23 protein-coding genes are annotated in these 26,102 nt (G+C 68.7%); 12 read left to right on the top strand and 11 right to left on the bottom strand.

Translation table 11 applies throughout. From position 1 onward, the window contains the following. Positions 1-17 precede the first annotated feature (17 nt). From ACFVIV_RS32290 to ACFVIV_RS32280, 3 genes are all read right to left on the bottom strand, one after another. Entirely contained in the window at positions 18-773 is a 756-nt protein-coding gene (locus ACFVIV_RS32290; protein ID WP_379202918.1) for an SDR family NAD(P)-dependent oxidoreductase, read from the bottom strand. Positions 774-889: 116 nt separating this feature from the next. After that, positions 890-1,654 (bottom strand): glucose 1-dehydrogenase, encoded by a 765-nt coding sequence (locus tag ACFVIV_RS32285; protein ID WP_379202916.1) that lies wholly within the window; start codon positions 1,652-1,654, stop codon positions 890-892. 102 nt (positions 1,655-1,756) lie between these two features. Continuing rightward, the gene (locus ACFVIV_RS32280; protein WP_379202914.1) at positions 1,757-2,614 is read right to left on the bottom strand and encodes a helix-turn-helix transcriptional regulator; all 858 of its coding nucleotides are present in this window, start codon (positions 2,612-2,614) and stop codon (positions 1,757-1,759) included. Between the two features lie 295 nt (positions 2,615-2,909). Between ACFVIV_RS32280 and ACFVIV_RS32275 the strand changes: the two genes are divergently transcribed. After that, complete coding sequence (locus ACFVIV_RS32275) at positions 2,910-3,797, top strand: hypothetical protein (RefSeq protein ID WP_379202912.1); 888 nt, start codon at positions 2,910-2,912, stop codon at positions 3,795-3,797. 99 nt (positions 3,798-3,896) lie between these two features. Here ACFVIV_RS32275 and ACFVIV_RS32270 read toward each other — a convergent pair whose 3' ends face one another. Both ACFVIV_RS32270 and grpE read right to left on the bottom strand, forming a co-directional pair. Next, complete coding sequence (locus ACFVIV_RS32270; RefSeq protein WP_379202910.1) at positions 3,897-5,036, bottom strand: Rieske 2Fe-2S domain-containing protein; 1,140 nt, start codon at positions 5,034-5,036, stop codon at positions 3,897-3,899. A gap of 38 nt (positions 5,037-5,074) precedes the next feature. After that, positions 5,075-5,560 (bottom strand): nucleotide exchange factor GrpE, encoded by a 486-nt coding sequence (gene grpE, locus ACFVIV_RS32265; protein ID WP_379202908.1) that lies wholly within the window; start codon positions 5,558-5,560, stop codon positions 5,075-5,077. 49 nt (positions 5,561-5,609) lie between these two features. On the opposite strand from grpE, the gene ACFVIV_RS32260 reads away from it, so the two are divergent. The 3 genes from ACFVIV_RS32260 to ACFVIV_RS32250 all read left to right on the top strand — a co-directional run bounded on the left by ACFVIV_RS32260 (position 5,610) and on the right by ACFVIV_RS32250 (position 10,753). Continuing rightward, positions 5,610-7,292 (top strand): Hsp70 family protein, encoded by a 1,683-nt coding sequence (locus tag ACFVIV_RS32260; protein ID WP_379202906.1) that lies wholly within the window; start codon positions 5,610-5,612, stop codon positions 7,290-7,292. Positions 7,293-7,300: 8 nt separating this feature from the next. Continuing rightward, positions 7,301-9,709, top strand: a complete 2,409-nt coding sequence (locus tag ACFVIV_RS32255) for a hypothetical protein (RefSeq protein ID WP_379202904.1) — start codon at positions 7,301-7,303, stop codon at positions 9,707-9,709. An 84-nt stretch (positions 9,710-9,793) separates the two neighbouring features. Beyond that, positions 9,794-10,753 (top strand): metallophosphoesterase family protein, encoded by a 960-nt coding sequence (locus ACFVIV_RS32250; RefSeq protein ID WP_379202902.1) that lies wholly within the window; start codon positions 9,794-9,796, stop codon positions 10,751-10,753. Between the two features lie 48 nt (positions 10,754-10,801). On the opposite strand, the gene ACFVIV_RS32245 is transcribed toward ACFVIV_RS32250, so the two are convergent. After that, the gene (locus ACFVIV_RS32245) at positions 10,802-11,737 is read right to left on the bottom strand and encodes a GlxA family transcriptional regulator (RefSeq protein ID WP_379202900.1); all 936 of its coding nucleotides are present in this window, start codon (positions 11,735-11,737) and stop codon (positions 10,802-10,804) included. Between the two features lie 71 nt (positions 11,738-11,808). Between ACFVIV_RS32245 and ACFVIV_RS32240 the strand changes: the two genes are divergently transcribed. Continuing rightward, on the top strand, positions 11,809-12,144 hold the full coding sequence (locus tag ACFVIV_RS32240) for a cupin domain-containing protein (protein WP_379202898.1): 336 nt from the start codon (positions 11,809-11,811) through the stop codon (positions 12,142-12,144). 81 nt (positions 12,145-12,225) lie between these two features. Continuing rightward, on the top strand, positions 12,226-13,293 hold the full coding sequence (locus tag ACFVIV_RS32235; protein WP_379202896.1) for an XdhC family protein: 1,068 nt from the start codon (positions 12,226-12,228) through the stop codon (positions 13,291-13,293). Positions 13,294-13,303: 10 nt separating this feature from the next. Here the strand turns inward: ACFVIV_RS32235 and ACFVIV_RS32230 are convergent, their stop codons facing one another. From ACFVIV_RS32230 to ACFVIV_RS32220, 3 genes are read right to left on the bottom strand one after another with little or no spacing between them, the layout of a single operon-like run. Continuing rightward, on the bottom strand, positions 13,304-15,550 hold the full coding sequence (locus ACFVIV_RS32230) for a xanthine dehydrogenase family protein molybdopterin-binding subunit (RefSeq protein ID WP_379202894.1): 2,247 nt from the start codon (positions 15,548-15,550) through the stop codon (positions 13,304-13,306). After that, positions 15,547-16,557, bottom strand: a complete 1,011-nt coding sequence (locus tag ACFVIV_RS32225; RefSeq protein ID WP_379202892.1) for an FAD binding domain-containing protein — start codon at positions 16,555-16,557, stop codon at positions 15,547-15,549. Before ACFVIV_RS32225 ends, ACFVIV_RS32230 begins: the two co-directional genes overlap by 4 nt. Continuing rightward, positions 16,554-17,102, bottom strand: coding sequence for a (2Fe-2S)-binding protein (locus tag ACFVIV_RS32220; protein WP_379202890.1), 549 nt, complete (start codon positions 17,100-17,102; stop codon positions 16,554-16,556). Before ACFVIV_RS32220 ends, ACFVIV_RS32225 begins: the two co-directional genes overlap by 4 nt. Before the next feature lie 221 nt (positions 17,103-17,323). Here ACFVIV_RS32220 and npt point away from each other — a divergent pair, with 221 nt between their 5' ends. The 5 genes from npt to ACFVIV_RS32195 all read left to right on the top strand — a co-directional run bounded on the left by npt (position 17,324) and on the right by ACFVIV_RS32195 (position 23,362). Further along, positions 17,324-17,998 (top strand): 4'-phosphopantetheinyl transferase Npt, encoded by a 675-nt coding sequence (gene npt, locus ACFVIV_RS32215; protein WP_379202888.1) that lies wholly within the window; start codon positions 17,324-17,326, stop codon positions 17,996-17,998. Beyond that, positions 17,998-18,933 carry a tRNA pseudouridine(55) synthase TruB gene (gene truB / locus ACFVIV_RS32210; RefSeq protein WP_379202886.1) on the top strand — a complete coding sequence of 312 codons (936 nt, stop codon included), beginning with the start codon at positions 17,998-18,000 and terminating at the stop codon, positions 18,931-18,933. The genes npt and truB overlap by 1 nt, the downstream gene beginning before the upstream one ends. 115 nt (positions 18,934-19,048) lie before the next feature. Continuing rightward, on the top strand, positions 19,049-20,236 hold the full coding sequence (locus tag ACFVIV_RS32205; protein ID WP_379202884.1) for a glycosyltransferase family 4 protein: 1,188 nt from the start codon (positions 19,049-19,051) through the stop codon (positions 20,234-20,236). A gap of 50 nt (positions 20,237-20,286) precedes the next feature. Further along, positions 20,287-22,326 carry a glycogen debranching N-terminal domain-containing protein gene (locus ACFVIV_RS32200; protein ID WP_379203025.1) on the top strand — a complete coding sequence of 680 codons (2,040 nt, stop codon included), beginning with the start codon at positions 20,287-20,289 and terminating at the stop codon, positions 22,324-22,326. Positions 22,327-22,549: 223 nt separating this feature from the next. Continuing rightward, complete coding sequence (locus tag ACFVIV_RS32195; protein ID WP_379202882.1) at positions 22,550-23,362, top strand: hypothetical protein; 813 nt, start codon at positions 22,550-22,552, stop codon at positions 23,360-23,362. 6 nt (positions 23,363-23,368) lie between these two features. Here ACFVIV_RS32195 and ACFVIV_RS32190 read toward each other — a convergent pair whose 3' ends face one another. Continuing rightward, positions 23,369-23,950: a TetR/AcrR family transcriptional regulator gene (locus ACFVIV_RS32190; RefSeq protein WP_379202880.1), complete on the bottom strand. Its 582-nt coding sequence runs from the start codon at positions 23,948-23,950 to the stop codon at positions 23,369-23,371. A gap of 93 nt (positions 23,951-24,043) precedes the next feature. Here ACFVIV_RS32190 and ACFVIV_RS32185 point away from each other — a divergent pair, with 93 nt between their 5' ends. Then, a complete protein-coding gene (locus tag ACFVIV_RS32185; RefSeq protein ID WP_379202878.1) occupies positions 24,044-24,454 on the top strand; it encodes a DUF4345 domain-containing protein in 411 nt (136 codons plus the stop codon). Between the two features lie 8 nt (positions 24,455-24,462). Here the strand turns inward: ACFVIV_RS32185 and ACFVIV_RS32180 are convergent, their stop codons facing one another. Further along, positions 24,463-25,911 carry an FAD/NAD(P)-binding protein gene (locus ACFVIV_RS32180; RefSeq protein ID WP_379202876.1) on the bottom strand — a complete coding sequence of 483 codons (1,449 nt, stop codon included), beginning with the start codon at positions 25,909-25,911 and terminating at the stop codon, positions 24,463-24,465. Positions 25,912-26,102 lie beyond the last annotated feature (191 nt).

Below are 26,102 nucleotides of genomic sequence, written 5' to 3'. Positions count from 1 at the left end.
CAGTCCCTGTGGAGCCGCTATACGAGCAGTTTGCCGCCGTCGATGGTGATGATCTCGCCGGTGATCCAGGAGCTGGAGGGTTCGGCCAGGCGGGTGATCCAGGAGCTGATGTCGTGGACGGTGCCGATGCGGCCCGCGGGGACGGAGGCGGCGTATTGGGTGTACCAGTCCTGGACGGCCTCGGGGGGCATGCCGGCAATGCCGAGGATCGGGGTGTCGACCTGGCCGGGAGCCACGCCGTTGACTCGGATTCCCTTGGGGCCGAGTTCGACTGCCCAGCTGCGGACGAGACTGTCGACGGCGGCCTTGCTGGCGGAGTAGACGGAGGAACCGGCTCCGGCCAGACGGGCGGAGATGCTGGAGACGAGGACGATATTGCCGCCCACGCGCAGCAGGGGCAGCAGGCGGGCGGTGAGCAGGACTGGGCCGGTGACATTGATGTCGAGCTGCGCTCGGACCGCGTCGGCGTCGAGCGCGTCGAGAGGCGTGTTGCGGAAGATGCCCGCATTGTGGACCAAAACATCGAGGCGGCCGCCGTGCTCGGTGATCGCCGCGGCTACCGCGTCGGCGCCTTCGGGCGTGGTGACGTCGGCGACCACCGGGATCAGTGCCGGATGTTCGGCGGCGGCTTCGTCGAGGGTTTCGCGGCGGCGGCCGGTAATGACGACACCGGCCGCCCCCTGTTCGGCGAACGCCAGCGCCGCTGCCCGCCCGATACCGGTGCCGCCACCGGTGACCACGATGTACTGATCGGCAAACGTCTTCTCGGACAAGATCTCTCCTTCGAACAGCGGCCAGGGTGACCGAGTGCACGAGGAGCCAACGTGGTACACGCGAAGATGTATTCCCGTGCATGGAATCTGCCGGGCGATTCGCGGGCAGCGCGGGGCTATTGCGTCGGTGCGGGGATTGCGTTGATGAGGCCGCCGTCGATGAGCAGATCCTCGCCGTTGATGTAGGACGCCTCGGGAGAGGCGAGGAAGGCCACGGCGGCGGCCACTTCGTCGGAGGAGCCGACGCGTCCGGCGGGGACCGTTGCGGCGACGGCGTTTTGGGCGGCGACAGGGAGTTCGGCGCGGAAGGCGGGGGTGTCGATGTACCCGGGGCTTACCGAGTTGACGCGGATTCCCCTGGGGGACAGTTCGGTGGCGAGGGTGCGGGCCAGGTTGTGGACTGCGGCTTTGGTGGCGGAGTAGAGGGCGGAGGCGGGGAAGCCGCGGTAGGGGGCGAAGCTGGCGTTGATGACGATTGCGGCCCGGTCGGACAGCAGGGGGATGGTGTGCTGGAGGGTGAAGAAGGCCGTTTTGAAGTTGGTGTCGAGGACGCGGTAGAACTCGGATTCGGTGACGTCGGCGATGGGCTGGAAGGAGCCGATGCCCGCATTGGCGAACACCACGTCGAGGCGGCCGTAGCGGTCGCGGATGGTGGTGGCGAGGGTTTCGATATCGGTGAGGTTCGTTGCGTCGCCGGGGATTCCGGTGGCGCGGTCGCCGATCTGTGCGACGGCCTCGTCGAGGCGGGCCTTGTCGCGGCCGGTGATGATCACCTGTGCGCCCTCGGCGGCGAGGCGGTGCGCGGTGGCCAGGCCCATGCCGCTGGAACCGCCGGTGACCAGAGCGATCTTGCCGTCGAATCGGAAGCTGTTGTGTGTCATGGGCACAAGCGTGCCGTCGGCGGCCGGGGGTAGACAGTGCGTGTTTATGGTGGGTGTGGCACCACCAGGATCGCGCGGATCGGCATCACCCGGATCGGCGGGTCAGCTTGCTTCGGTCAAAGGTTCGGCGAGACGTAGGTGGGGGAGGCGTTCCAGGCGCGCCGCGGTGTCGGTGGCGGGCTGCGGGTTGTAGAGCACCAGATGCCAATCCGGATGGTCGGCGACGGTGAGGGTGGTCGCGTCGAAGTACAGCTCACCAGCTTCGGGATGGCGCAGGGCGTTCACGGCCTGGACGGGGACGCCCACGTCGTGGCGTTCCCACAGGGCGGCGAATTCGGGGCTGCGTGCGCTGAGCCGCTCGACCACGCCGCACACCTCGGGTTGGCCGGAGCAGTGCGCGGTATCGGCGCGGAAGGCGGCCACCACGGCGGGTGCGGCCGATTCCCACACCTCGCCCATGGCGCGGTAGCGGGGATTGGTGAAGTAGGTGATCAGGCAGTGCTGGGGGCCGTCGTCGTAGCCGAAGACCAGGCGCGCGGTGTCGTTGAACGCCAGGATGTTCCAGTATCGGTCGCGCAGGACGGCGGGCCGCCGGCCCCAGGCCTCGAGCAACTGGCGCACTTCGTCGGTGACCGCCGCTCCGGGCTCGCCGCAGGCGGGCGGCGGGTTCATTCCGGCCAGCACGTAGAGGTGCGCGCGTTCGCGATCGCTGAGCAGCAGCGCGCGAGCGACCGCATCCAGCACATCGGCCGAGACCGAGATATCGCGCCCCTGTTCGAGCCAGGTGTACCAGGACACCCCCACGCCGGCCAGGACGGCGACTTCCTCACGCCGCAGCCCCGGCGTCCGACGTCGCCCCGCCGCGGGAATTCCCACGTCTCCCGGCGTGATTCGCGCTCGCCGCGAGCGCAGGAAGTCCGAGAGCTGCTCGCGCCGCCGGAGTACGGAATCGCTGGTCATAAGCCACGGTAACAATGACCGCCCGCGCACGGGAAATGGGGCCGGTTCAGCCCTCCGCGGCGGCTTCCTCCGCCGTGACTTTCACGGAATCGCTTATGGCATAAGCGGATTAAAGAAAATCGACCGGTCCGTCGAAGGATTGTCAAGGGGGCTTTCGGATCTGTCCAGGCCCCTTGTGGAGGTGTCATGCTGAGAACGTGGCTTCGGGGCGCTCGCTCGAATGGTCTGGCGGATACGCCCACACGGCCCACCTTCCACTGGCGCAGGGGGCGGCGCGCGATCGAGCCGAACCGGCATGCAGACCTTCCTCCTGTTCCTGTTCAGACGCAAGGATGGAGACACGGCGATGGCATGGCAATGGAGCGACCAAGGCAGCCCGCAAGGCCGCACTGTGGACCCGAACGCGATCGCGACGGCCACCTATCAAGGCAACCCGTACGCGTTCGTGCGTACGAAAGATGGCCACCTGTCGGTGAATTCGTGGGACGGCGGGAAATGGAACTGGTCCGACCAAGGAACTCCCCAGGCTCGCACGGTCGATCCCAATGCGATCGCGTCGGTCGCCTACCAAGACCGGCCCTACGTATTCGTGCGCGGCAGCGATGGTCATCTGTGGGTGAACTGGTGGGACGGCGGGAAGTGGAACTGGTCGGATCAGGGTGGTCAGATCGATCCGGACGCGATCGCGACGGTCACCTACCAAGATCGGCCCTACGTGTTCGTGCGCGGCAGGAATGATGGTCATCTGTGGGTGAACTGGTGGGATGGCGGGAAGTGGAACTGGTCGGATCAGGGTGGTCAGATCGATCCGGACGCGATCGCGGCGGTGACGTACCAGGGGAATCCGTATGTGTTCGTGCGTGGTAGCAATGATGGTCATCTGTGGGTGAACTGGTGGGATGGCGGGAAGTGGAACTGGTCGGATCAGGGCGGTCAGATCGATCCCGACGCGATCGCGACGGTCACCTACCAAGACCGGCCCTACGTGTTCGTGCGCGGCAGCAATGACGGTCATCTGTGGGTGAACTGGTGGGACGGCGCGAAATGGAACTGGTCCGACCAAGGAACTCCCCAGGGCCGCACGGTCGATCCGAACGCGATCGCGACGGTCACCTATCAAAACCGGCCCTACGTGTTCGTCCGTGCCAGTGACGGGCACCTGTGGGTGAATTGGTGGTCGTAATCGCGGCTCGAGGTCGTGCCGGTTGACGGAAGCCACTCCGTGAGCAGCCCTTCGCCGTCCGGGCGGCGGGCTGCTCCGCTGTTCTACGGGTGCAGGGGTTCAGCTCTCCTCGGCGGCGCGGCGGGCCAGGTTGGCGGCGACTTCGGCCTGCCAGTTCGCATTGGCGTGGTTGGTGTCGACCTCGTATTCGAAGCGGGCGGTCATTTCCGGGGTGATGTCGGCGACGTCCACATAGAACTGCTCGTACCAGCGGCGGTGCTGATAGACGGGCCCGTCTTCCTGGGTGAGCAGCGGATTGTCGATGCGCGTCTTGTGTTTCCAGATCTCTACGTCCTGGAGGAATCCGACGCCGAAGCTCTTGCCGAAGGACTTGGCCAGTTTGGCGGACTTCTCCGGCGGCAGGCCCTCGATGCGCTGGACGCTCACACCCCACTGCAGCATGAACGAGTTGTTCGTGACGGGGTAATGGCAGTTGATCAGAACGACTTCCACGGTGTTGTCGCCGAAGTCGTTGTGCAAGTAGTTGATCATGTACGAGGGCCCGTAATAGGACGCCTCCGAACGCAGCAGCGACACCTGCCCGTAGTTGGAGCCGCTGTACATATCGGGACGGCCCTTCGACTGCAGGAACTGTGTCGAGACGTGCCCTTCGAACACATTCTTGAAATACACCGGATAGGCATAGTGAATGTAGAAGAAGTGCGCCATATCGACGTTGTTGTCGATGATTTCGCGGCAGTGCGCGCCCTCGATGAGCAGGGTGTTCCAATCCCAGTCGCTCCAGCGATCGGTCTCGATGCCCTCGATGTGCGGTATGGCGACCTCGGGCGGCGGCGGATTGCCCTCGGGATCGTTCCAGACGAAGAACTGCCCGTTCTCCTCGCAGGTGATCCAGGATCGGGTGCGCGCCAGCGGCGGGACCCGGCGCGCGTACGGGATGGCCGCGCATTTCCCGTCGCCGCGCCAGCGCCAATCGTGGAAGGGGCAGGCGATATTGTCGTCCTTGACGCTGCCGTAGGACAGATCCGCGCCCATGTGCCGGCAGTAGCCGTCCAGGGCGTGCAGCTTCCCCTGGCTGTCCGCCCAGATCACCAGCTTGCCGCCGAAGGCATTGACCGAGTGCGGGTTTCCGTCGCGGAACGATTCGGCCAGCCCGAGACAGTGCCAGCCGCGCGCGAATCGCGTAATCGGTTCTCCGACATCGATGGTGCGGACCTGATGGGTCGCATGCGTCGCCATGTGCCGAGATTAAGCGTCAGTGCTTAACCGGGCAAGGGTTATTGATCTTTTGCCGCCTCGCGATACCGCCGCACAATTACTTTCGCGGGCCGCAGCGAACGCCCGGCAGCGGTGAGCCCGGGCTGGATCACCTCGGAGATCGTGCGGTCCAGGCTCGGATCCGCCGCGGCGGCAACATCGGCGGCTTCCATGGTGAGCGCGTCGAATTCACTGTCCGGAGCCGGATCCACGAGCTGCCCGCCGCGCCCGGCCAGCAGCCGCTCCACCCGCGCGGCGAACGCCTCGAAGGCAATGCGCTCGGTCTCGGAGGCGGCGGTGGCCGCGAAGGAGCGGGCATCGTTGTAGAGCGCGAACAAATCGACGACGAGGGGAACGTCCGCGCCGGCCCGCTCGCGCTGGGCCCGCGCCTTGGCGTCGTCGGCCAGCCGCTCCAGCGTCCCGGCCTGGCGGGCCAGCACCCGGGCGAGGTCGTCGATGCGCTCGGTGATCTGGTCGAAGCTGGTCGCCGCACCTGATTCGGTCATGCCGAAACGATAATCCCCGGTGTCGGTTGCGGCTGCTACGATCGCGCCCATGGCGGTTTTCGGAATCGACCTGGGGACAACAAATTCGGCGATTGCAAGAATCGATGCTGACGGCCGCCCAGAAGTACTGATCGGGATGAACGGGGAGCCCACGGTTCCCTCGGTGGTGTTGTTCGCCTCCGGCTTCGACCATGTGGTGGGCGAGGGCGCGCGGCGGCAGGCCCGCCTGGATCCCGAGCATGTGTGCGCGCTGGTCAAGCGGCGGATGGGGGATGCGGACTGGCGGTTCGTGGCGCACGGACAGACCTGGTCGGCGCCCGCGGTGTCCTCCCTGATTCTCAAGAGCCTGGCCGCGGACGCCGAATTCGGCGGCGGCGAAACGGTGCAGCGGGTGGTCATCACCGTGCCCGCGTATTTCGGCGACGAGGAGCGGCGCGCCACCATTCAGGCCGGTACGTACGCCGGTTTCGATGTGGCGGGCGTGCTGTCGGAGCCCATTGCGGCCGCGCTGTCCTACGGGTTCGGGCGGCTCGACGGCAGTATCGATATCGGCAAGGGCGGGGCGCGCGAGACCGTGCTGGTCTACGACCTCGGCGGCGGCACCTTCGACGCGACCGTCATCGAATTGGCGGACCGGCGCATCTCGGTGCTCGCGGTGGAGGGCGATCATCAGCTCGGCGGCGCGGATTGGGACGAGCGCATCGCCCTGCACCTGTCGCAGCAGTTCTGCGCCGCCAATCCCGATGCCGAGGATCCGCTCGACGATTCGGCCGGATCGCAGATGCTGGTGCTGGCGGCCGAACAGGCCAAACGCGAACTCAGCGAGCGGGAGAGCACCGAGATCGTCATCGCCCACGACGGCGCCCGCGCGGTGGTCACCCTGACCCGCGCCGAGATGGAGGCCATGACGGCTTCCCTGCTGCGCCGCACGCTCGATCTCACCCGGGCGTGCATCACCGAGGCGGGCAAGCGCGGTGTGCACCAGGTGGATCGGCTGCTGCTGGTCGGCGGTTCCTCGCGCATGCCCATGGTGGCCGAGGGGCTGCGGAAGGAATTGGGCCTCATCGGCGAATTGCGCGATCCCGATCTGTCGGTGGCGCGCGGCGCGGCGCTCTACGGCGAGAAGCTGGAAATGGAGCGGCTCATCATCGCCGATCTGGTGACCCGCGGTCGCCTGCGCGACGGCGCTTCCCTGTCCGAGGCGGCTCCGGACGATCTGAACCAGTCCCTGGCCCGGGTCGCCGCCTCCTTCGGGCAGCCGGTGGGCCTGGTCAAGCGCATGCTCGAAATCCAGGTCGACACCGTGGTGTCGCGCGGTTTCGGCGTGCTCGCGCTCGACCCGTACAACGGCTTGGCCGCCAGCTGGCTGGTGCATCGCAATCAGACGCTGCCGATTCGGGTGCGCCGCTCCTACGGCACCGTGCGCGCCGATCAGGATCAGATCGAGCTGACCATCGTCGAACAGCAGGGCCAGGCCGCCTCCACCCGTCCCGAGGATACGAAAATACTGGTGGAGGGCCGGATTCGCGATATCCCGCCCGGCTACCCGGCCGGCAGTGAAGTCCAGGTGACCTTCGAGATGGGTTTCGACGGCGTCCTGCACGTCACCGCCTACCACGTGGACGCGCACATGCCGCTCGCCCTGTCGGTGCAGACCGGGGCGACCCTGTCCCAGGCCGATGTGGCGCGGGAACTGGATCAGTTGCAGCGCACCCGCCGCCGAACCGTCTGAGCGCAACCATGCACGCCTTCGACCCCAACGATTACCGCAAGCGAGTGCTGGCCGCCGTGGAACGCCGCGGCGGTCTCGAGCACGCGGATTGCTTCGAGCTCTACGACATTCCGCTGGAGGAGTCGGATCGGCTCAGCGACGCCGAGGTGCAGGCGCGCGTGGACGAGGTGTGGGCGTTCTGGCAGAAGCAGCGCGACCATCCCAAATACCGGGTGCTGGTGGGCCTGCTGGTGGACGCGCACGAGGAGCTGCGCGATCCGCTGCTGTACGCCGGCTCGCGGCGGGTGGAGGCCGAACGCGTCAAACAGCAACGCGCCCGGCGTGATTCGGAACGCTACGAAATGCTCGACACCGCCATCGAGCGGCTCGTGCAGCGGCACGGCGGCATTCCGGCGAGCAAGATCCCGGGGCTCGAGGACATCGGCAAGATGGGCAACCTGACCGCCGCCGAAATCGAGGCCCGCATTCGCCGCCATCGCATTCTCGAGGAGACCGCCGCGCCCGCCCCGGCGGCGACCAGCGCGGTGAGCGCCGGACGGCGGCAGCAGATCCGCAAACTGCTGGCCGAATACGAACGCCTGCTGCCCGGCGATCCGGTGCCGACACTGCTCGCCCTGCTGCGCCTGGATTTCACCAAGGCCCATCAGACCGGCGAAATCCGTTTGCGCGCGGAGGCTTTGCGCGCCCGGACCCGCGAGCTGCCGCCCGGCCGCGTGCGGGTGGTGCTGGACGAGCTGCTGGTGCACATCAAGGACCTCCTCGAAGCCGGCGGCAGCGCCGTCGACGACTACCTGCAGGCCGTCATCGAGGATGCGACCGAAGCCCTGCGCCCGCAGGTGCGGGCGGCGGTGCTGGTGGAAGACCACCTCATCGAAGGCGATTTCGAATACCTCGTCGGCGAGGGCATAGCCGCGGGCCTGGACCGCGCACACGCCGAACAAGTGCTCCTCGCCCTGGTCACCGAACTCGGCACGACCATCGAGGGTCGCGAGCACCTCGCGGGCACCACACATCGGGGACCGGGCGGCGCAGGCTCCGGCGCTGCTGGCGCAGGCACCAGCGGTCCGGGTGCCAGCGGCGCAGGCACCGGTGGCTCGCGCTCTGGCAGTGCGGGCTCCGGCGGCATGGGTGCTGGTGGCGCGGGCGGCGGCGTTGCTGGCGCAGGCACCAGCGGTCCGGGTGCCAGCGGTGGAAGCTCCGGTGGCTCGCGCTCTGGCAGCGCGGGCTCCGGCGGCACGGGCACCGGCAGCGCGAGCGCTTGGCGCTCGGATTCGACTGCGGCGGACCGTGGTTCACATCGGACGCCGACCCCACCCGCGCGGGCTTGGGAGGAGCCGCTCAAGGCGGCGCGCGCGGCCTTGCGCCGTGGCCGCCCCAAGGAAGCGTGGCAGCAGGTGGCCGACGCCCAGCGCAAGGTGGGCGGCGACCCCGCGGGCAGCACGGCGGTCCGCCCGGTCGCCGAGGAAGTGGATCGGGTCTTGGCCGAGGCCGCCCAGCGGTGGCGCGCGGCCTCCGTCAGCTGTGCGGGCAAGCGATTCGTCGAGGCCCTGGAAAGCTTGGAGTACTTGGAGCGCAGCGCTTCCGACGTACCCAATCCCGACCACCGCGGCCCGAACCTGGAGCAGCTGCTCACCCAGGCCCGCGCCGCGCTCACCGAGGCCGATCGCATGCTGGCCGCGGCCCCGGCCGCCCCGCCCGCCTCCCGAATGCGGGCGCTGCTGGCGGTTTTCGACGTCTGCGCCGATCACGCCGGAGCCGCCGCCGCGCTGTCGGCCCTGCCGGTCGACGCCCCGCCGCAGGTGCAGGCCACCCGCAAACCCGACGGCACCGTGGTCATCACCTGGTCGCCCTCCGCCACCGAACAAGCCGAATACCGCGTCACCCGTTTACAACCCGACGGCTCCTGGCGCGTGGTCGGCCGCACCCGCGGCACCACCCTCGAGGACGGCGGCGCCACCACCGGCCCGGTCCCCGTCTACGGCGTCGTCGCCTCGGTCTCCGGCCGCACCTCCGAGCTCAGCCGCTCCGACGGCCCGGCCCGCCCGGCGCACTCTGCAGCGGGTGCGGCTTCGGCCGAGCGCTCCGCCCCGGCGGCAGACCCCACCCCCAGCGGCATGCCCGTCGTCTCCGCCCTCACCGTGCAAGGCGGCCTGCTCACCTTCGAATGGCCCACCGGCATCACCGAGGTCATGGTCGTGGCCCGCGCCGACGCCCCTCCCACCGACCCGGACGATCCCGAAGCCACCCGCAAGTGGAAGGTCACCAACACCCGCTACCAGATCGACGGCGGCGTGAAACTCCCCGCCGACCTCCCGCGCCCCTGCCACCTGGCCATCGCCTCCTGCCGCCGCGACGGCGGAACCCTGGCCGTGGCGGCGGGATTCGCGCCCAACGCCCGCATTCGCTGGGTCGGTTGATCGTCTGCGAATCCCGGCGTGGGAATCTGGTGGCGGCCGATGTCGTTGCTGCGAGGACGGTCGTGAGCAGAGAGGCGGAGCTGGGTGATTCCGAAACTGATGGCGGTGAGCGACATCCATGTCGGGCATCAGGGCAATAAACCCGTGGTCGAGTCGATCCGGGCGGATTCACCCGAGGACTGGCTGATCCTCGCCGGTGACGTGGGGGAGAAGACCGAGGACATCCGGTGGGCGCTGGAAACCCTGCGCGGGCGGTTCGCCAAGATCATCTGGGTGCCCGGTAATCACGAATTGTGGACCACGGCAAAGGATTCCGTGCAGATGCACGGTGCGGCGCGGTACGACTACCTGGTGTCGATCTGCCGTGACCTGGATGTGCTCACGCCGGAGGATCCGTTTCCGGTGTGGGAGGGCGCGGGGGCGGAGGCGCACGGGGGCGCGGTCACCCTTGCTCCGATGTTCACCCTCTACGACTACTCCTGGCTGCCGCAGGGGGCCAAGACCAAGGCCGAGGGGCTGGCCATCGCCCGCGAGCGCAATGTGGTGGCCACCGACGAATTCCTGCTCTCCCCGGACCCGTACGTCACCCGCGACGCCTGGTGTCACGCCCGGGTGCAGTACACCAAGCGCCGCCTCGACGCGCTGCCCGCCGAGACCCCGCTGGTCCTCATCAATCACTGGCCGCTGCTGCGCCAGCCCGTCGACATGATGTGGTACCCGGAGTTCGCGCTGTGGTGCGGCACCGACCTCACCTCCGACTGGCACACCAGCTACAACGTGGTCTGTGCCGTCTACGGCCACCTGCACATTCCTCGCACCGCCTTCTATGACGGCGTGCGTTTCGAGGAAGTCTCGCTCGGCTACCCGCGCGAATGGCAGCGTCGCGGCCTGCCCGACAAGTTGCTGCGTCAGATCCTCCCGAATCCGGAGTACGGCCCGGACGATCTCAACGAGTGGGGCGGCCACTTCAAGATCACCCCGGAGATGCGCGAGCTCGCCCAGAAGATGCGCGCCCAAGTCGACAAGCGCCGCGGCATCTCCTGACCGGATCTCCTTGTCCCGAGTCCGGTCCTCGTCACCGGTCCGGCGTCGTCACGGCGTCCGGAACGCTCGCCGGTAAGCGCCCGGAGTCGTGCCCACCTGGGCGCGGAACCGGCGTCGCAGATTGACCGCCGAGCCCAGACCGACCCGGTCCGCGATGGCCTCGACCGGCAGATCCGTCTCTTCCAGCAGGGTGCGCGCCTCGGAAACCCGGCGCGCCAGCAGCCACGCGCCCGGCCCGGTGCCGAGTTGATCGGTGAAGCGCCGGGCCAGGGTGCGGGGTGAGACGTTCAGGTGCGCGGCGAGATCGTCCACGGACAGCGGCGCTGCCAGGCGTTCCCCGGCCCACTCCAGCAATCCGTCCAGGGCGTCCTCGGGCGGTGGGGCCGGTGCGTACTGGACCTGCCCGCCGTCGCGATGCGGCGGCATCACCATGTGCCGGGCGATGAGGGCCGCGTGCGCCGCCCCGTGATCCTGCCGGACCAGGTGCAGGCACAGGTCGATGCCCGCGCCGGCGCCGGCGCTCGTGGCCACATCGCCGTGATCGACGTAGAGCCGGTCCGGCTCCACCCGAACCCGCGGGAACTCCTGCTGCAACTGTGCGGCGCGCGCCCAGTGCGTGGTGGCCGCGCGGCCATCGAGGAGTCCGGTGCGGGCCAGTGCGAACACCCCGGAGCAGATGGTGACCAGTCGCGCCCCGCGCGCATGCGCCCGCAGCAGCGCGCGGCGCACCCGATCCGACAGCGGCGTCTCCACGGGCGTCCATCCGGGGATTAGCACGGTATCCGCCGATGCGAGCGCCGAGAGGTCGCGCGAGACCGCGATGTCGTAGCCCGCGGTCGTCGGCACCGGTCCGGGCGTCTCCGTGCACACCTCGAACTCGTAGTACTGCGGCACGACCTCCCGTCGCGTACCGAAAACCTCGACGGCGCAGCCGAGTTCGAAGGTCGACTGGACCGGCCGCACCAGAGCCACCACGCGATGCATGGCAGAAATGTACCCAATGATGTCGTACTCGACACTGTCCGGCCCCGCCTCGTGCGCGGCATCGTGGGGGCATGAACCCAGAGATCCTCGCCCAGGAGGGCTACACATCCGTTTCCGTCACCGAATCCCCTGTGCGCGAACTCTTTCCGGGGATCCGCCTGCGCAAGCTGTGGACGGGACCGGACGGCGCGCAAGCCAATGTCCTGGAGATGGATCCGGGCACCTCCTGGCCGCAGCGTGATGTCCACGAGCCCGGTCCGGAGGAGGTCTATGTGGTCGCGGGCGTGTTCAACGACGGAGCCCGCGACTACCCGGCCGGAACCTTCCTGCACGCCCCGGCAGGTTCCTGGCACGTGCCCACGACCGAGACCGGCTGCACGCTGTTCGTCTTCTACCCCGAGGGCTGATTCCCGCCGTGCGGTAACGGTGAGATTGCTGAACGGGTGGATGGCGTGCGAGTCATCTCGTGAGCAGTGATGATGGGGGACGTGCGTGAGTTGCTGCCGCAGCTGATCGATCGGGTCCGGCAGGGCCCGGTCGCTCTCGCCCGCGTCGTGGCCGTCACGGGGGGCGGGCCGCGCGCGGCCGGGGCGGCCATGCTGGTGACCGGGGAGGGGGAAGTCGTCGGGTCGGTATCGGGGGGATGTGTCGAGGCGGCGGTGGTCGACTCGGCGATGGGCGTGCTCGATGGCGGCGACGCGGTGCTCGAGCATTTCGGTATCGCCGATCCCGAGGGGGTGGCGATCGGGTTGACCTGTGGCGGTGAGATGGAGGTGTTCGTCGAACGGGTCACGGTGGACCGGCTCGGCGATCTGCTGGCACTGGAATGCGAGATCCGGCAAGGTCGTCCGGTCGCGTTGGTCACCACGCTCGACGATGCGCCGTCGTGGTGGTTGATCGGCTCGGGTGAGCCGGGGGCGGGTGTGAGCCGGGATGCGGTGCACCTGGCGCGGGCGGGGCGCACCGGCACGATCGGGCTGGACGAGTGCGAGCCGACGGCGTTTCCGCCGCGTGCGTTCGTGCAGAGTTTCGGCCCGCCCGCGCGAATGATTCTGGCGGGGGCCAATGATTTCGTGCGGGCGCTGAGCCGGCTCGGCGGACAGCTCGGATATCGGGTCACCGTGGTCGACGCGCGCGAAACCTTCGCCACCGCAGCACGATTCCCGGCAGCCGACGAGGTGGTGGTGGACTGGCCGCATCGGTATCTGCGGCGGGAGCACGAGCGCGGCCGCATCGATGCCCGCACGGTGGTCTGCGTGCTCACCCACGACACCAAATTCGATGTGCCCCTGCTGGCCGAGGCGCTGGGCATCGAGGACATCGGTTTCATCGGAGCGCTCGGGTCGCGGCGCACCCACGCCGATCGGCTGGGACGGCTGGCCGAGGCCGGGGTGAGTCCGGATCAGTTGCGGCGGCTGCGCAGCCCGGTGGGGCTGGACCTCAATGCGTCCACGCCGGAGGAGACCGCGGTGTCCATCGCGGCACAGATCATCGCCGAATCCGGTGGCGCGTCGGGCCGCCCGCTCGCGGCGACGGACGGCCCGATTCACCACTGAGGCAACGGGTTCAGATCAGGTGCTCGATGCGCACCGGGACTTCGCGAATGCGTTTGCCGGTGGCGTGATGGATCGCATTGATGATGGCCGCGGCCGCGCCGACCATGCCGAGTTCGCCGAGGCCCTTCACGCCCAGGGGATTCACCACCGAGTCCTCTTCCTCGACGAAGGAGATGTCCACCTCGGGAGCGTCCGCGTTGACCGGCAAGAGGTATTCCAGCAGTGAGGGATTGGCCCAACTGCCGTCGCGTGTATCGGGCAGCGTCGCTTCCATCAAGGCTTGCGACAGGCCCCAATTCAGCCCGCCCAGCACCTGGCTGCGCGCCAGTTTGGTATTGAGAACGCGCCCCGGTGCGTACGCGCCCACCATGCGGCGCACCCGGACCAGACCCAGTTCCGGATCCACCGCGACCTCGGCGAACTGCGCGCCGAAGCTCATCATCCCGAACGGCTGCCCCTGGGCCGGGGGATTCCAGGTGCCGATCGTCTCCACATCGGTGAGGTGATTGCGTCCCAGCAGGGTCGAGTACTCCTCGCGCACACTGGGATTCGCGCGCAGGCAGAGTGCGCCGTCGCGGCCTTCGACCTCCACCGCCGCATGCCCGTGCAAGGGCGACGCGGTATCGCCCGCGGCCAATTCGATGAGCTGTGCCAGCAGGTCGGTGCACGCCGTGTGCACCGCCGCGCTGATGATGCCCGCGCCCATGGAGCCCACGGCGGCCGCGATATTCGGATAGTCGGTATCGCCGATATCGACGCGGATCCGGTCGAACGCAATGCCGAGGGCGTCACCGGCCACCTGCGCCATGGTCGTCGCCACGCCGGTGCCGAAGTCCTGGGTGCCCGCCTGGACGATCAGCGACCCGTCGGCCAGCAGCCGGGCATGTGCCCGCTGTGGCTGACCGGGTTCGTATGCCGGATAGCCCGCCGTGGCCATGCCCCAGCCGAGCACCCAGTTCCCGTCCGTGCGTGGGCCTTTCCGATATTCGTCCGCCGACCAGCCGAACCGTTCGGCGGCCGTGCGCACGCACTCGGCGTACCCGTCCGAACTCCACGGATGCCCGCTCTCCGGATCGACGGCGGCGTGATTGCGCAGCCGCAGCTCCACCGGATCCATGCCGAGTTCGGTGGCGAGTTCGTCGACGGCGCATTCGAGGGCCGCCATGCCGGAGGCCTCGCCGGGCCCGCGCATGAAGGTCGGCGACATGGTGTTGCCGCGAATCAGCTCGTACTTCCCGTCCCAGTTGGGGATGGCGTACGCCTGCCCGGCCACGCCGAGCGACGGTTCGGCCCAATCGTCGAAAGGCGAAGTGAGGGAAAGCTTGTGGTGCCGCAGCCCGGTGAACGTCCCGGTGGCATCGCACACCAGGGTGACCCGCTGCTCCTGCTCCTCGCGCAATCCGGTGCCGTAGAACATCTGCGCGCGGTCCAGCACCACCTTGACCGGACGGCCCAGCTCCCGCGCGATCATGGGCGCGAGCGTGACATGCGGCCATATCAGAGCCTTCGCGCCGAAGCCGCCGCCCACGTAATGGGCCACCACACGCACATTGGCGGGTGAAATGCCGAGGTAGGCGGCGATCGTCGCCTGCGAGGCGGCGACCCCCTGGGTGGTGTCGTACACCGTGACCGTGTCCCCGTCCCACACCGCGGCGGTCGCCGAGCATTCGATCGGATTGTGGTGGTTGGCGGCGAAATGGTAAGTGGCGTCCACCATATGGGCGGCCTGCTTCGCCGCGGCCTCGAAATCGCCGCGGGACTGCGCCGCCGGAATCATGCCGCAGAAGATCTTGTCGGGCAGGTAGGCGGCGTCGCGGCCGTCCTCGATTCGTACCAGCGCCCTGCGCTCGTCGTAGTCGGCGGTGACCAGTTCCGCTGCCCGCTGCGCCTCCTCGAAGGTATCGGCGACCACCACCGCGATGGGCTGGCCGAAGTAGTGAATCGTGGTGTCCTGCAAGGGGAAGAAGGTCTGTCCCGGTGCCGGTCCGCCGAAACCGGAGGGCCACTGCGGCGGGATGTCGGCCACCTTCGGCAGGTTCTCATGAGTGAAGACCGCCACGGCCCCGGCGGCCATGGCGGCGGCGGTGTCGATGGCGCGCACGGCGCCGCTGCCCACCTCGGCGCCCACGATCACCGCGTGGGCCAGGCCGTGCATCGGGATCTCCGCGGCGTACTGCGCCGCACCGGTGACCTTGGCGCGGCCGTCGAGCCGATCGAAACCCTGGCCGACCAGCGGCCGGGACGCGGTGGCGGTCATTTGAAACCTCCCAGCGGATACACCTGCGGGCGTACGATTTCCAGCGCCCGCACCAAGGTGCGCTGGGCGAGTTCGACCTTGAAGGCGTTCATGGGATGCGAGGCGTCGGCCGCCGCCAGCTCGGCCGCTGCCGCCTTGGCGAAATTGGCGGTGGTGGCGGCCTTTCCGATGAGCTGGGCTTCCGCGGTGCGGGCCCGCCACGGCTTCGTGCCCACGCCGCCCAGCCCGATCCGCACGTCGACCACCGTGCCGTCGGCGACGTTCAGCGCGACGGCCGCGGAAGTGAGGGCGAACTCGTAGGATTCGCGATCGCGCACCTTGAGGTAGTGCGAATTGGCGGCGAACGGCAAGGGCGGCACATCGATTCGCGTGATCAGCTCATCGTCGGCGATCGGATGCTCGAGGTGCGGGGTATTGCCGGGCAGCATGAAGAACTCGTCGAACCCGATGGTGCGCTCCCCGCGCGGGCCCCACACGGTGACCGTCGCGTCCAGGGCCACCAGGGGGATGGCCACATCCGAGGGGTGGGTGGCGAAGCACATCGGGCTGGTGCCGAGAATCGCATGGCCGCGGTGTATTCCGTCCACGGCCGCGCACCCGGATCCGGGCTCGCGCTTGTTGCAGGCCTGCCCGGGTTCGCGGAAATAGGCGCAGCGCACCTTCTGCATGAGGTTGCCGCCCATGGTGGCCATATTCCGCAGCTGCGCCGACGCGCCCTTCCACAGCGCCACCGACAGGAACGGATAGCGTTCCACCACACCGGGTTCGGCGGCCACCTCGCTCATCTTCGCGAGCGCGCCGATGCGCAGCCCGCCTTCGGGCGTGTGCTCGATCCCGCCCAGCGGCAGCCAGGTGATGTCGACGACATTGTCCGGCTCCATGGCGCCGATGCGCAGCATGTCCACCAGGGTGGTGCCGCCGGCCAGGAAAACCGTTCGCGGCCTGGCGGTTACGGTGGTCACGGCCTGTTCGACAGTGGTGGGACGGGCGTAGGAGATGGGTTTCACGGCAGCTCTCCCGCCGCCCGGTTCATGGCGTCGCGGGCGGTGCACACCGCGTCCCGGATGTTCTGATAGGCCGCGCACCGGCAGATATTGCCGCTCATCCATTCGGCGATCTCGGCCTCGGATCCGGCGTGCCCCTCCTCGATGCATTTGATGGCCGACATGATCTGGCCCGAGGTGCAGTAGCCGCACTGGAATCCGTCGGCCTCGAGGAAGGCCTGCTGCACGGGATGCAGCGCCTCGCCGTCGGCGACGCCCTCGATGGTGGTGATCTCGCGTCCCTCGGCGGCGAGGGCGAGGGTCAGGCAGGACAGCACCCGCCGGTTGTCCAGCCAGACCGTGCAGGCGCCGCAGCCGCCCTGATCACAGCCCTTCTTGGTGCCGGTGAGATGCAGATGCTCGCGCAGGGCGTCGAGCAGGCTGGTGCGCGGTTCCAGGACCGCGAAGTGGTCGTGGCCGTTGACCCGCAATGTCGCCATGATGCGGGACGGGCCGATGAATTCCGCCGGTTGCGCGCTGATGCGGCCCGGTGACTGCTCGATGGACATCCTTCGCCTCCTTGCCGCGCGGATCCCCGAGGATGCCGCGGTGGTCGCCGGACTGCGTCTGGTGATGAGCTGGCAAAATCCTAGCAACCATCCGCTGGTCGTGCAGGGTGAATGCGGACCGGTAGGCTCGATGCGTTGAGTGTGGTGCGAGCAGGAGGCGGGTCATCGAGCAGCGGGCGGTCGCGGCGACCTCAGGGGAAACGAACCTGGGATCGGCGCGCTTGATCGGAACGATTCTTCCCAATGGCGTCGCGGCCGCGGAGCTGACGACCTATCCGGAGGGTCTGCAGCCGCATCCGAGCGAGGAGCATCTGATCTCCCGGGCGGTGGAGAAGCGGCGGCGCGATTTCATCGGCGCCCGGCACTGCGCCCGGCAGGCGCTCGCCGAGCTGGGCGAACCGGCCGTGGCGATCGGCAAGGGCGGGACCGGGGAACCGCTGTTCCCGCGCGGCATCGTCGGCAGCCTCACCCATTGCGACGGCTATCGGGCCGCCGCGCTGGCGCACAAACTGCGTTTCCGCTCCATCGGCATCGATGCCGAACCGCACGGACAGCTGCCCGAGGGCGTGCTCGATTCGGTGAGCCTGCCGACCGAACGCGACTGGCTGCGGACCGTGCTGCCCGGCACCGGCCTGCACCTGGATCGACTGCTGTTCTGCGCCAAGGAGGCCACCTACAAGACGTGGTTCCCGCTCACCGGCCGCTGGCTCGGGTTCGAGGACGCGCACATCACCTTCACTGTCGACGAGGAATCCGACGGCGCGGGCGCGGGCGCTTTCCACAGCGAACTGCTGGTGCCCGGCAACACCACCGACGGCGGCGCACCCCTGAAGTCCTTCGACGGCCGCTGGCTCATTGCCGACGGCCTCATCCTGACCGCGATCGTGGAGGCCTGATGGGCGAGCAGCGGACTCCCGTGGTCGGCGCGCTCGGCGGCCTGCTCATTGTCGACAAGGACGGCGGCTGGACCAGTCACGATGTGGTCGCCAAGAGCCGAAGGCTGTTGCGCACCAAGAAGGTCGGCCACGCCGGCACCCTCGACCCGATGGCCACCGGCGTGCTGGTGCTCGGCGTCGAACGCGCCACCAAACTGCTCGGCCAGCTCATCCTGACCACCAAGGCCTACACCGCCACCATTCGCCTCGGCCAGTCCACCATTACCGATGACGCCGAGGGCGAGATCACCGCGACCACCCCGGCCGCCCACCTCGCCGATGCCGAAATCGCCGCCGCCGTAGCCGAATTGACCGGCGACATTCAGCAGGTTCCGGCAACGGTCAGCGCCATCAAGGTGAACGGCGAACGCGCCTATGCCCGCGCTCGTGCGGGGGAGGACGTGGAGCTGGCCGCCCGCCCGATCACCGTCAGCCGCTTCGACATCCTGGCCCGCCGCGATATCGACACCGGCGCAACCACTTTCGTGGATCTCGATGTCGAGGTCGAATGTTCCTCGGGCACCTACATCCGGGCCCTGGCCCGCGATCTCGGCGAAAAGCTCGGCGTCGGCGGCCATCTCACCGCCCTGCGCCGCACCCGCGTCGGCCCCTTCACCCTCGAGCACGCCCGCACCCTCGATCAGCTGACCGCGGCGGCCGAGGCCGGCGAACCCCTGCTCAGCCTGGGTATCGACGAGGCCGTCCGCACCGCCTTCCCCACCCGCGACATCACCGAAGCCCAGGCCGAGGACCTGCGCAACGGGCGCTGGCTGGACCCCATCGGCCTGCCCGGCGTCTACGCGGCCATCGACTCCGCCGGCCACGCCATCGCCCTGCTGAAGGAAAGCGGAAAGCGCGCCGCGTCGGTCATGGTGGTCCGCCCGGCCAATCTCTGAATGTCCGCGCGGCGACGCGCGAAACATTCGTCGCAAACTTGCTGGAATCGGAGAGATCTGGCACGGTTGAAAGTGGTCTTGATCATTTCGTCCCTCAATGGTGAGGAGATTGAGAATGAACGTCGGACTGTCGGATGAGATATCCAGCAATGCGTTTGAATTCCTCGGGATCGGGAACTCCAGTCGCCCTCTCCATATCGTGCTGGTAGCCCCGCCCTATTTCGATATCCCCCCTACCGGTTACGGCGGCGTCGAGGCGGTGGTCGCCACCCTGGCCGACGAACTCGTCGATCACGGGCACCGGGTCACCCTGATCGGTGCTGGTCGCGACGGTACGAAGGCGCGCTTCATCCGGGCGTGGGGCGAACTGCTCACGCAGCGGCTGGGCGAGCCCTACCCGGAGATCGTCAATGCCATGAAGGTGTGGCGGATCATCGAGAAATTGCACGCCGAAGATCCCATCGATGTCGTGCACGATCACACCTTCGCCGGGCCGTTGAATGCGACGGCGTATCGGACGCTCGGAATACCGACCGTGCTGACCGTGCACGGGCCGGTCGACGACGAGATTCACGAGTATTACCGATCCCTGGACCGCAGTGTGAAACTCGTGGCCATCAGCGACCGGCAACGGGAATTGGCGTCCGACCTGAATTGGATCGGGCGGGTGCACAACGCGATTCGGCCGGACGAATGGCCGTTCCACGAGGAGAAGATGGATTACGCGCTGTTCCTCGGCCGGTACGCCCCGTACAAGGGACCGCACCTGGCCCTGGAGGCGGCGCACGCGGCCGGGATACGGCTGGTGCTGGCGGGCAAATGCAATGAGCCGGCGGAGAAGTCGTTCTTCGAGGAGCAGGTCCGGCCGCTGCTCACCGACACCGATCGGGTCTTCGGCGAGGCCGATGCCCGGGCCAAGCGGCAACTGCTGGCCTCGGCGCGGTGCCTGCTGTTCCCGATTCGCTGGGAGGAGCCCTTCGGCATCGTCATGATCGAGTCGATGGTGTGCGGCACACCGGTGGTGGCGCTGCGCGGCGGCGCGGTGGCCGAGGTCGTCGACCACGGTGTCACCGGGTTCGTCTGCGACGATCCGGCCGAACTGCCCGAGGCCATCGCGCGGGCGGGCGAACTGGACCCGCACGCGTGCCGGCAGCGGGTCGAGGAACGGTTCGCCGCGGGCCGTTTCGCCCACGGGTACGAGGGCATCTATCGCCGGGCGATCGCGGGCGGCCCGTCCCGGAAAACGCACCTGCCGATCGTCATCGGGCAGAGCGCCAACAACGGGCTCAGGTCCCGCCGGTGAGCATCTTCAACGCCGGACCGCCGGCCGCGACGGGCGGCGGTCCGGTGACGATGGTCGAGGCGGGCACCTTCTGCCTGTCCGATCAGCTCGGCGATATGCACGCGGGGTCGGCGCAGGGCCTGTTCTATCGTGACGCCCGGGTCATCAGCCGCTGGGAGTTGCGCTTGGACGGCCATGCGCCGGAACAGCTTTCGGTCATGCCCTCGGAGGCGTTCCGGACCCGATTCGTGGCGCGCATGCCGCCGCGCCAGGGCGTCGCCGACGCCACCGTGCTGGTGCTGCGCAAGCGCATGATCGGGGACGGCATGCGCGAGAAGATCATTGTGCGCAATCTCGGCGACGAGGACACCGCGGTGACCCTCACGCTCACCGTGGATTCCGATTTCGCCGACCTGTTCGCGGTCAAGGAGGGCCGCTCGAATACCGGCGGCTGCGATTTCACCGTCGCCGACGGCGGACTGCGGCTGACCGATCGCCAGGATGCCGGTCGCGGGCTGGTGATCACCGCGACCGGCGATCCGGTGGTGCAACCGGGCCAGCTGTCCTGGCGGGTGGTGGTGCCGCGCCGCGAGAGCTGGCACACGGTGGTGGAATGCCAACCGCTGCTGGGACATCGGGCCGTCCCCATGAACCTCGACGACGCCGACGAGGACAGCCCCACCAGCAAGATCCGGGAGTGGCGCGCCAATGCCACCCGCCTCACCGCCGACGGCGCGGGCCTGAGCGCCATTCTGGCGCGCACCGAGAGCGATCTGGGCGCCCTGCGCATGGACGACTCCGACGACGGCGCCATGTACGTGGCTGCGGGCGCGCCCTGGTTCATGGCGCTGTTCGGCCGCGACAGCCTGCTCACCTCCTGGATGGCGCTGCTGCTGGACTCCGACCTGGCCCTGGGCACCCTGCGCCGGCTGGCGAAACTGCAAGGCACACAGGTCGATCCGATCACCGAGGAGGAACCCGGCCGCATCATGCACGAAATGCGGCACGGCCCCTCCGGCGATCAGGTGCTCGGCGGCACCGTCTACTACGGCACCGTCGACGCCACCCCCTTGTTCGTCATGCTGCTGGCCGAATGCCGCCGCTGGGGCGTCGACGAGGACGCCATCAAGGAACTGCTGCCCGCCGCCGACGCCGCCCTGGCCTGGATCGACCACTACGGCGACGCCGACGGCGACGGCTTCGCCGAATACCGTCGCAAGACCGATCGCGGCCTGGCCAACCAGGGCTGGAAAGACAGCTGGGACGCAATAAGTTTCGCCGACGGCCACCTGGCCGACCCGCCCATCGCCCTGTGCGAGGTGCAGGGCTACGTCTACGCGGCCCGCCTGGGCCGCGCCGACCTGGCCGAAGCCTTCGGCGACACCGCCACCGCCACCCGCCTGCGCGCCCGGGCCGCGGACCTGAAAACCCGTTTCGACGAAGCCTTCTGGATGCCCGGCCCGGGCTGGTACGCCATGGCCCTGGACGGCGCCAAACGTCAGGTCGACTCCCTGGGAAGCAATGTCGCCCAATGCCTCTGGACCGGCATAGTCCCCGACGAACGCGCCGCCACCCTCATCGAGCGCCTCGCCGCCGAGGACATGGACAGCGGATTCGGCCTGCGGACCCTCTCCGCGAACATGCGCCGCTACAACCCCATGGGCTACCACACCGGCTCGGTCTGGCCCCACGACTCCGCGATCGCGGTCGCCGGACTCCTGCGCTACCGCCACATCCCCGGCGCGGTCGAACTCGCCGAACGCCTCTCCGGCGGCCTGGTGGAGGCCATCCTCGAATTCGGCGCCCGCCCACCCGAACTCTTCTGTGGCTTCGCCCGCCGGGACCTGAGATCCCCGGTCCCGTACCCCACGTCGTGCTCCCCGCAGGCCTGGGCCAGCGCCGCCCCACTGCTGCTCATGCGGTCGTTCCTCGGCCTGTCGCCGAACGTGCCGCAGCGCACCCTCACGGTCGCGCCGCGACTGCCCGAGCGGGCCGGGCGCGTGCGGTTGTCGGATCTGCGACTCGGACCCGCGACGGTGACCATCGAGGCGCAGGGAACCACCGTGAAAGTCGATGGCCTGCCCGGTGATTGGCAGCTGATCCAGGCGTAATCCGGTCGATCCGGCCTGCCGCCCGGAGTCGGCCGTCGGGGGAGCGCTCTCCATATCCGTAGGGTGATATGCGCATCTAACTACGCATTTCGGGCGTTTCGTGCTGGACGGAATGCAATGGGCATTGACCTGCGGTAATTCTTGTCGGCCCGGCGCCGATACGCCGGTATCGAGGTTTGATCGGAGGGGATCGGCGATGCGATCAGGGCGGATAGTTCGAGCGATGCTGATGAGCGGGGTGGTGGTGATCGCAACGGCCTGCGGGTCGGATGACGGCGGATCATCGGGGCCGGAGACCGCCACGGCGGGGAGCGCCATCACATCGGTATCCACGAGGCCGGTGACGACGGAGCCGACTTCGGATGCGCCGGTGGGGAAGAACGGCGGGACCACGCCGGGCGGGGCGCCGGGGCCGGTGGCGCCGGGGCAGCCGCAGGAACCCGGTCCGCTGCCGGACAAGTCGACGGTGCTGATTCAGACGCTGACGGTGCAGGGGGTGGCGATTCCCTATGTGCCGGTGAATCTTCGGCTGTATCAACCGTGTGATCCGGCGTCACGGGATCTGCCGGAGGGGACGCCGGAGGTGCGGCGATGGGACGGGCTCACCGATGCCAATGGGCAGACCGGATTCCTGGTTCCGGTGGGCTGCTACCGATTCGGGATGGAGGCGCCGCTGGGGACGAATCCGGTGCCCGAGGGGCTGCACACGCTGTTCGTGGAGCAGGAAGGGCAGATTGTGTACGGGCGGTTGCGGTTCCAGGATCCGGCGCCGGATCCGGTGTGCGCCTCGCAGACGATCCTGCACGATCTGGGGGAGGGGCCGCCGTATACGACGACCCTCGCGACGGTGAGCGAGTGCGATGGGTTCTGGGCGGTCATCGTCTGGGATATGCCGGGGGACAGTCAGCGGATCGTGCATCGCGGGTACGACTTCGGGTGGCGGAATTACGTGTACTTCCCGCACGACGTGTGCTGGAGTCAGGCGAAAGCCGATGGGGTTCCGGCGAATCTGGAGAAGTACTTCCTGAAGTGCTGACGGGGCTCACCGCGATCGCAGCGGTGCGAGCGCGCCCAGTGCCGCGCCGACACAGGCGTCGCGCAGCACTGGGCGTGGGCAATGGCGGGTCTCCAGCCAGTCGACGGTGAGCACCCGGACGAAGGTCAGCCAGCTCATGAGGATCGACGAAACCGTCTTGCGCGCCGCGGGTTCGACGTCGAGGATGTCGAGAATGCGGTCGCGGAGGCGGCCGAGTTCGCCGGTGATGATGGCTTGGATGGCGGGATCGCCGATGAGGATCCGGTTGGCGGCCAGGATGGATTTGGCATTGGCCTCGAAATAGTCGAAGTGCACGTCGAGCCCGGCGGCCAGCTGCTCGGCGAGCGGGAGCGCGGTGTCGAAGGTGGTGTCCACCAGCAGTTGTTCGGCCGCGCGCTGGTACACCGCCACGAAAAGGTCGCGCTTGCTGGGGAAGTGGCGGTACAGCAGGGCGCGGGAGACCCCGGCCGCGGTCGCGACGTCCTCCATGAGCACGGCTTGGTAGTCGTGGGTGGCGAAGAGCCGCTCGCCGGCGTCGATGAGCAGGCGGCGGCGGTCCTCGGGGGCGAGTCGGCGGCGGGTGGTCACGGCCCACAGCTTAGTTGACGTGTGTCTACTAGCGTCGTAGCCTCGGCTTAGTAGACATACGTCAACTAGCGGCACTCGGTTCGGGAGGTTCTGATGACGGCTGCGCTCAAATGGCTGAGCCTGACCATGGGGTGGGCCTGTGTGGCGATCGGCGTGCTGCACATGGCGCTCGGCATCGACTCGGTACCCGATATGGCCGGCTCCGGCGTGACCGCCGACAGTCAGAGCCGCTTCTTCGGCGCGATCTTCCTCGGCTACGGCCTGGCCTGGGTGTGGGCCGTACGCCGGAATCCCATCGACACCACCGCCATTCGCTGGCTCGCGGGCATCTTCGCGCTCGGCGCCCTGGGCCGGTTCATCTCCATTGCCGTGCACGGCTGGCCGCACTGGTTCCAGCTGGTGCTGACCGCCATCGAAGTGGTGCTGCCGCCGATCTGGTGCTGGCTGGCCGCGGCCGAGGACGCGCGCAGTGGGCGCACCCCGGCCGCAGTGAGCCCGGCCTGAGCGGACCGCTACCGGCCGAGCAGGCTGTGCGCGAGATAGGCGGCCTCGGCGGCCAGTCCGGGCGGGTTGGTGGCGATGAACATGGAGGAGGCCGCGAGATTCCCGAGGATGCGCCAGGCCGGGTCCGGCCGCCCGGCGACCAGCAGAGCGCGGGTGGCGGGGTGCACGGCCAGGCCGCCGGCCGGATGCGGTTCGGCGGCTCGCGCCTCGAGCAGCGCGCTCACCAGGGGCTCGGTGTCCTGGGGCGTGGTGTAGGCCGAGGGATTCACCGCATTGAGCACCACATCCGCCGTCCACTCGGTGTCATCGCGCACGGTGAACCCGCCGCCGGCGCGGGCCTCGATCTTGCGCACCCCGGGCCGCAGCCGCAGCTGACCCGAATCCAGCAGGCGCAGCATGATTTTCGCATTGTGCGGCACCATGGGCGAGCTGACGCCGTTGACGGTGCGGAAATGCGCGGTCCGCAGCACGGCCCGGTCCGCCTCCGCCAGCCGCGGCCAGGCGATCGGGCCGGTGACGCGAATGAGCATGGCCAGCAACCGGAGTCCCGCGTGCGGTGAATCGACGGCCGCCAGCTGGCGGCGCAGGCGCTCGACCGGCGGCTCGGTCTCGGCGGTGAGGATCTCGGTGGCGAGGGTGTCGAAATCCTGGCCCAGCTCGGCGAGTTCGGCGCGCACGAGCGAGACCAGCTCGGCGAAGGTCACCTCGGTGCGCGGCGCGATCGCCTCCGGGGTGAGATGTCGCGGTTGCAGCCGCATGGGCCGCTGCTGGACGAATGGCAGAGTGCCGGTGCGGGACACGAATGTGATCGGCCCGGTGTGGCCGTGCGCGGTGAGACCGGCCGCGATATCGACCGCCGTGAGACCGCTGCCGATGACGGCGACGTGCGCGCCCGCGGGTATCCCGGGCAGGGTACGGGCCAGCGGATACGGTTCCCCGACATAGCCGGGCGCACCGGTCAGCCCGTAATGGTCACGGGGACGGCCGCTTCCGACGCCGAGCACGGCGCGGTCCACCGGCACCGCGTAGCCGTCCTCGGTGTGCAGGACCGCCCCGCCGTCCCGCGAGAACCCGGTGACCCGCGACTGCACGACACTGACCCGGCACCCGGTGGCCCGCAAGGCGGTGATGGCGGCACGGGCGGTGTCCTGCAGATAGCGGCCGTAGAGCGCACGCGGCACCAGCGGCTGACCGAGACTCTCGTCGAGATAGCCCGCGATATCGTCGCGTTCGCTCAGCCAGCGCTGAAAGTGCGCCGGATCGCCCGCGCGAATGGACATGATCGGGGGCGGTGCGTTCACCCGCACGGCCTCGATATCGGGCTGATAGGCCCGGCCCCGCCACAGCGTCTCCGCCCCGTCGAACACGGTGACGGCCCGCGGCGCCCGATCCGCCGCGGCGAGTGCGTCCAGCAGGCCGACCGCGGCGGCGCCCGAGCCGACGATCCCGATGTGCATGACAGTGCTCCCTTGCGATCCAACGATGATGACGCCGCCCAGCCTCATCGGATCGCCGCGGCGATCCCATCCCGCAAATGCGGGGAAATACCGGCGCCCTCAGCCGCGCCCGAAGCGTGTGGACAGAAGTCCCACTCGTCATCCCGGCGTGCATTTGGCCGGGATAAACCACGCCGTGCGATAACATTCAC

The sequence above is a fragment of the Nocardia sp. NPDC127526 genome, assembly GCF_042672265.1.
Taxonomy (GTDB): domain Bacteria; phylum Actinomycetota; class Actinomycetes; order Mycobacteriales; family Mycobacteriaceae; genus Nocardia.
The sequence above is the reverse complement of the archived record's forward strand: the minus strand, read 5'-3'. Positions and strand labels throughout refer to the sequence as shown.

Excerpts from the sequence above, each read along its gene's own strand:
- ACFVIV_RS32205 (WP_379202884.1), top strand. The coding sequence starts at position 19,049 with ATGAACGTCGGACTGTCGGATGAGATATCCAGCAATGCGTTTGAATTC.
- ACFVIV_RS32240 (WP_379202898.1), top strand. The coding sequence starts at position 11,809 with ATGAACCCAGAGATCCTCGCCCAGGAGGGCTACACATCCGTTTCCGTC.
- ACFVIV_RS32280 (WP_379202914.1), bottom strand. The coding sequence starts at position 2,614 with ATGACCAGCGATTCCGTACTCCGGCGGCGCGAGCAGCTCTCGGACTTC.
- ACFVIV_RS32245 (WP_379202900.1), bottom strand. The coding sequence starts at position 11,737 with ATGCATCGCGTGGTGGCTCTGGTGCGGCCGGTCCAGTCGACCTTCGAA.
- ACFVIV_RS32285 (WP_379202916.1), bottom strand. The coding sequence starts at position 1,654 with ATGACACACAACAGCTTCCGATTCGACGGCAAGATCGCTCTGGTCACC.
- ACFVIV_RS32270 (WP_379202910.1), bottom strand. The coding sequence starts at position 5,036 with ATGGCGACGCATGCGACCCATCAGGTCCGCACCATCGATGTCGGAGAA.
- ACFVIV_RS32220 (WP_379202890.1), bottom strand. The coding sequence starts at position 17,102 with ATGTCCATCGAGCAGTCACCGGGCCGCATCAGCGCGCAACCGGCGGAA.
- ACFVIV_RS32185 (WP_379202878.1), top strand. The coding sequence starts at position 24,044 with ATGACGGCTGCGCTCAAATGGCTGAGCCTGACCATGGGGTGGGCCTGT.
- ACFVIV_RS32180 (WP_379202876.1), bottom strand. The coding sequence starts at position 25,911 with ATGCACATCGGGATCGTCGGCTCGGGCGCCGCCGCGGTCGGCCTGCTG.
- ACFVIV_RS32275 (WP_379202912.1), top strand. The coding sequence starts at position 2,910 with ATGCAGACCTTCCTCCTGTTCCTGTTCAGACGCAAGGATGGAGACACG.
- ACFVIV_RS32260 (WP_379202906.1), top strand. The coding sequence starts at position 5,610 with ATGGCGGTTTTCGGAATCGACCTGGGGACAACAAATTCGGCGATTGCA.
- grpE (WP_379202908.1), bottom strand. The coding sequence starts at position 5,560 with ATGACCGAATCAGGTGCGGCGACCAGCTTCGACCAGATCACCGAGCGC.
- ACFVIV_RS32200 (WP_379203025.1), top strand. The coding sequence starts at position 20,287 with ATGGTCGAGGCGGGCACCTTCTGCCTGTCCGATCAGCTCGGCGATATG.
- ACFVIV_RS32255 (WP_379202904.1), top strand. The coding sequence starts at position 7,301 with ATGCACGCCTTCGACCCCAACGATTACCGCAAGCGAGTGCTGGCCGCC.
- ACFVIV_RS32230 (WP_379202894.1), bottom strand. The coding sequence starts at position 15,550 with ATGACCGCCACCGCGTCCCGGCCGCTGGTCGGCCAGGGTTTCGATCGG.
- truB (WP_379202886.1), top strand. The coding sequence starts at position 17,998 with ATGGGCGAGCAGCGGACTCCCGTGGTCGGCGCGCTCGGCGGCCTGCTC.
- ACFVIV_RS32195 (WP_379202882.1), top strand. The coding sequence starts at position 22,550 with ATGCTGATGAGCGGGGTGGTGGTGATCGCAACGGCCTGCGGGTCGGAT.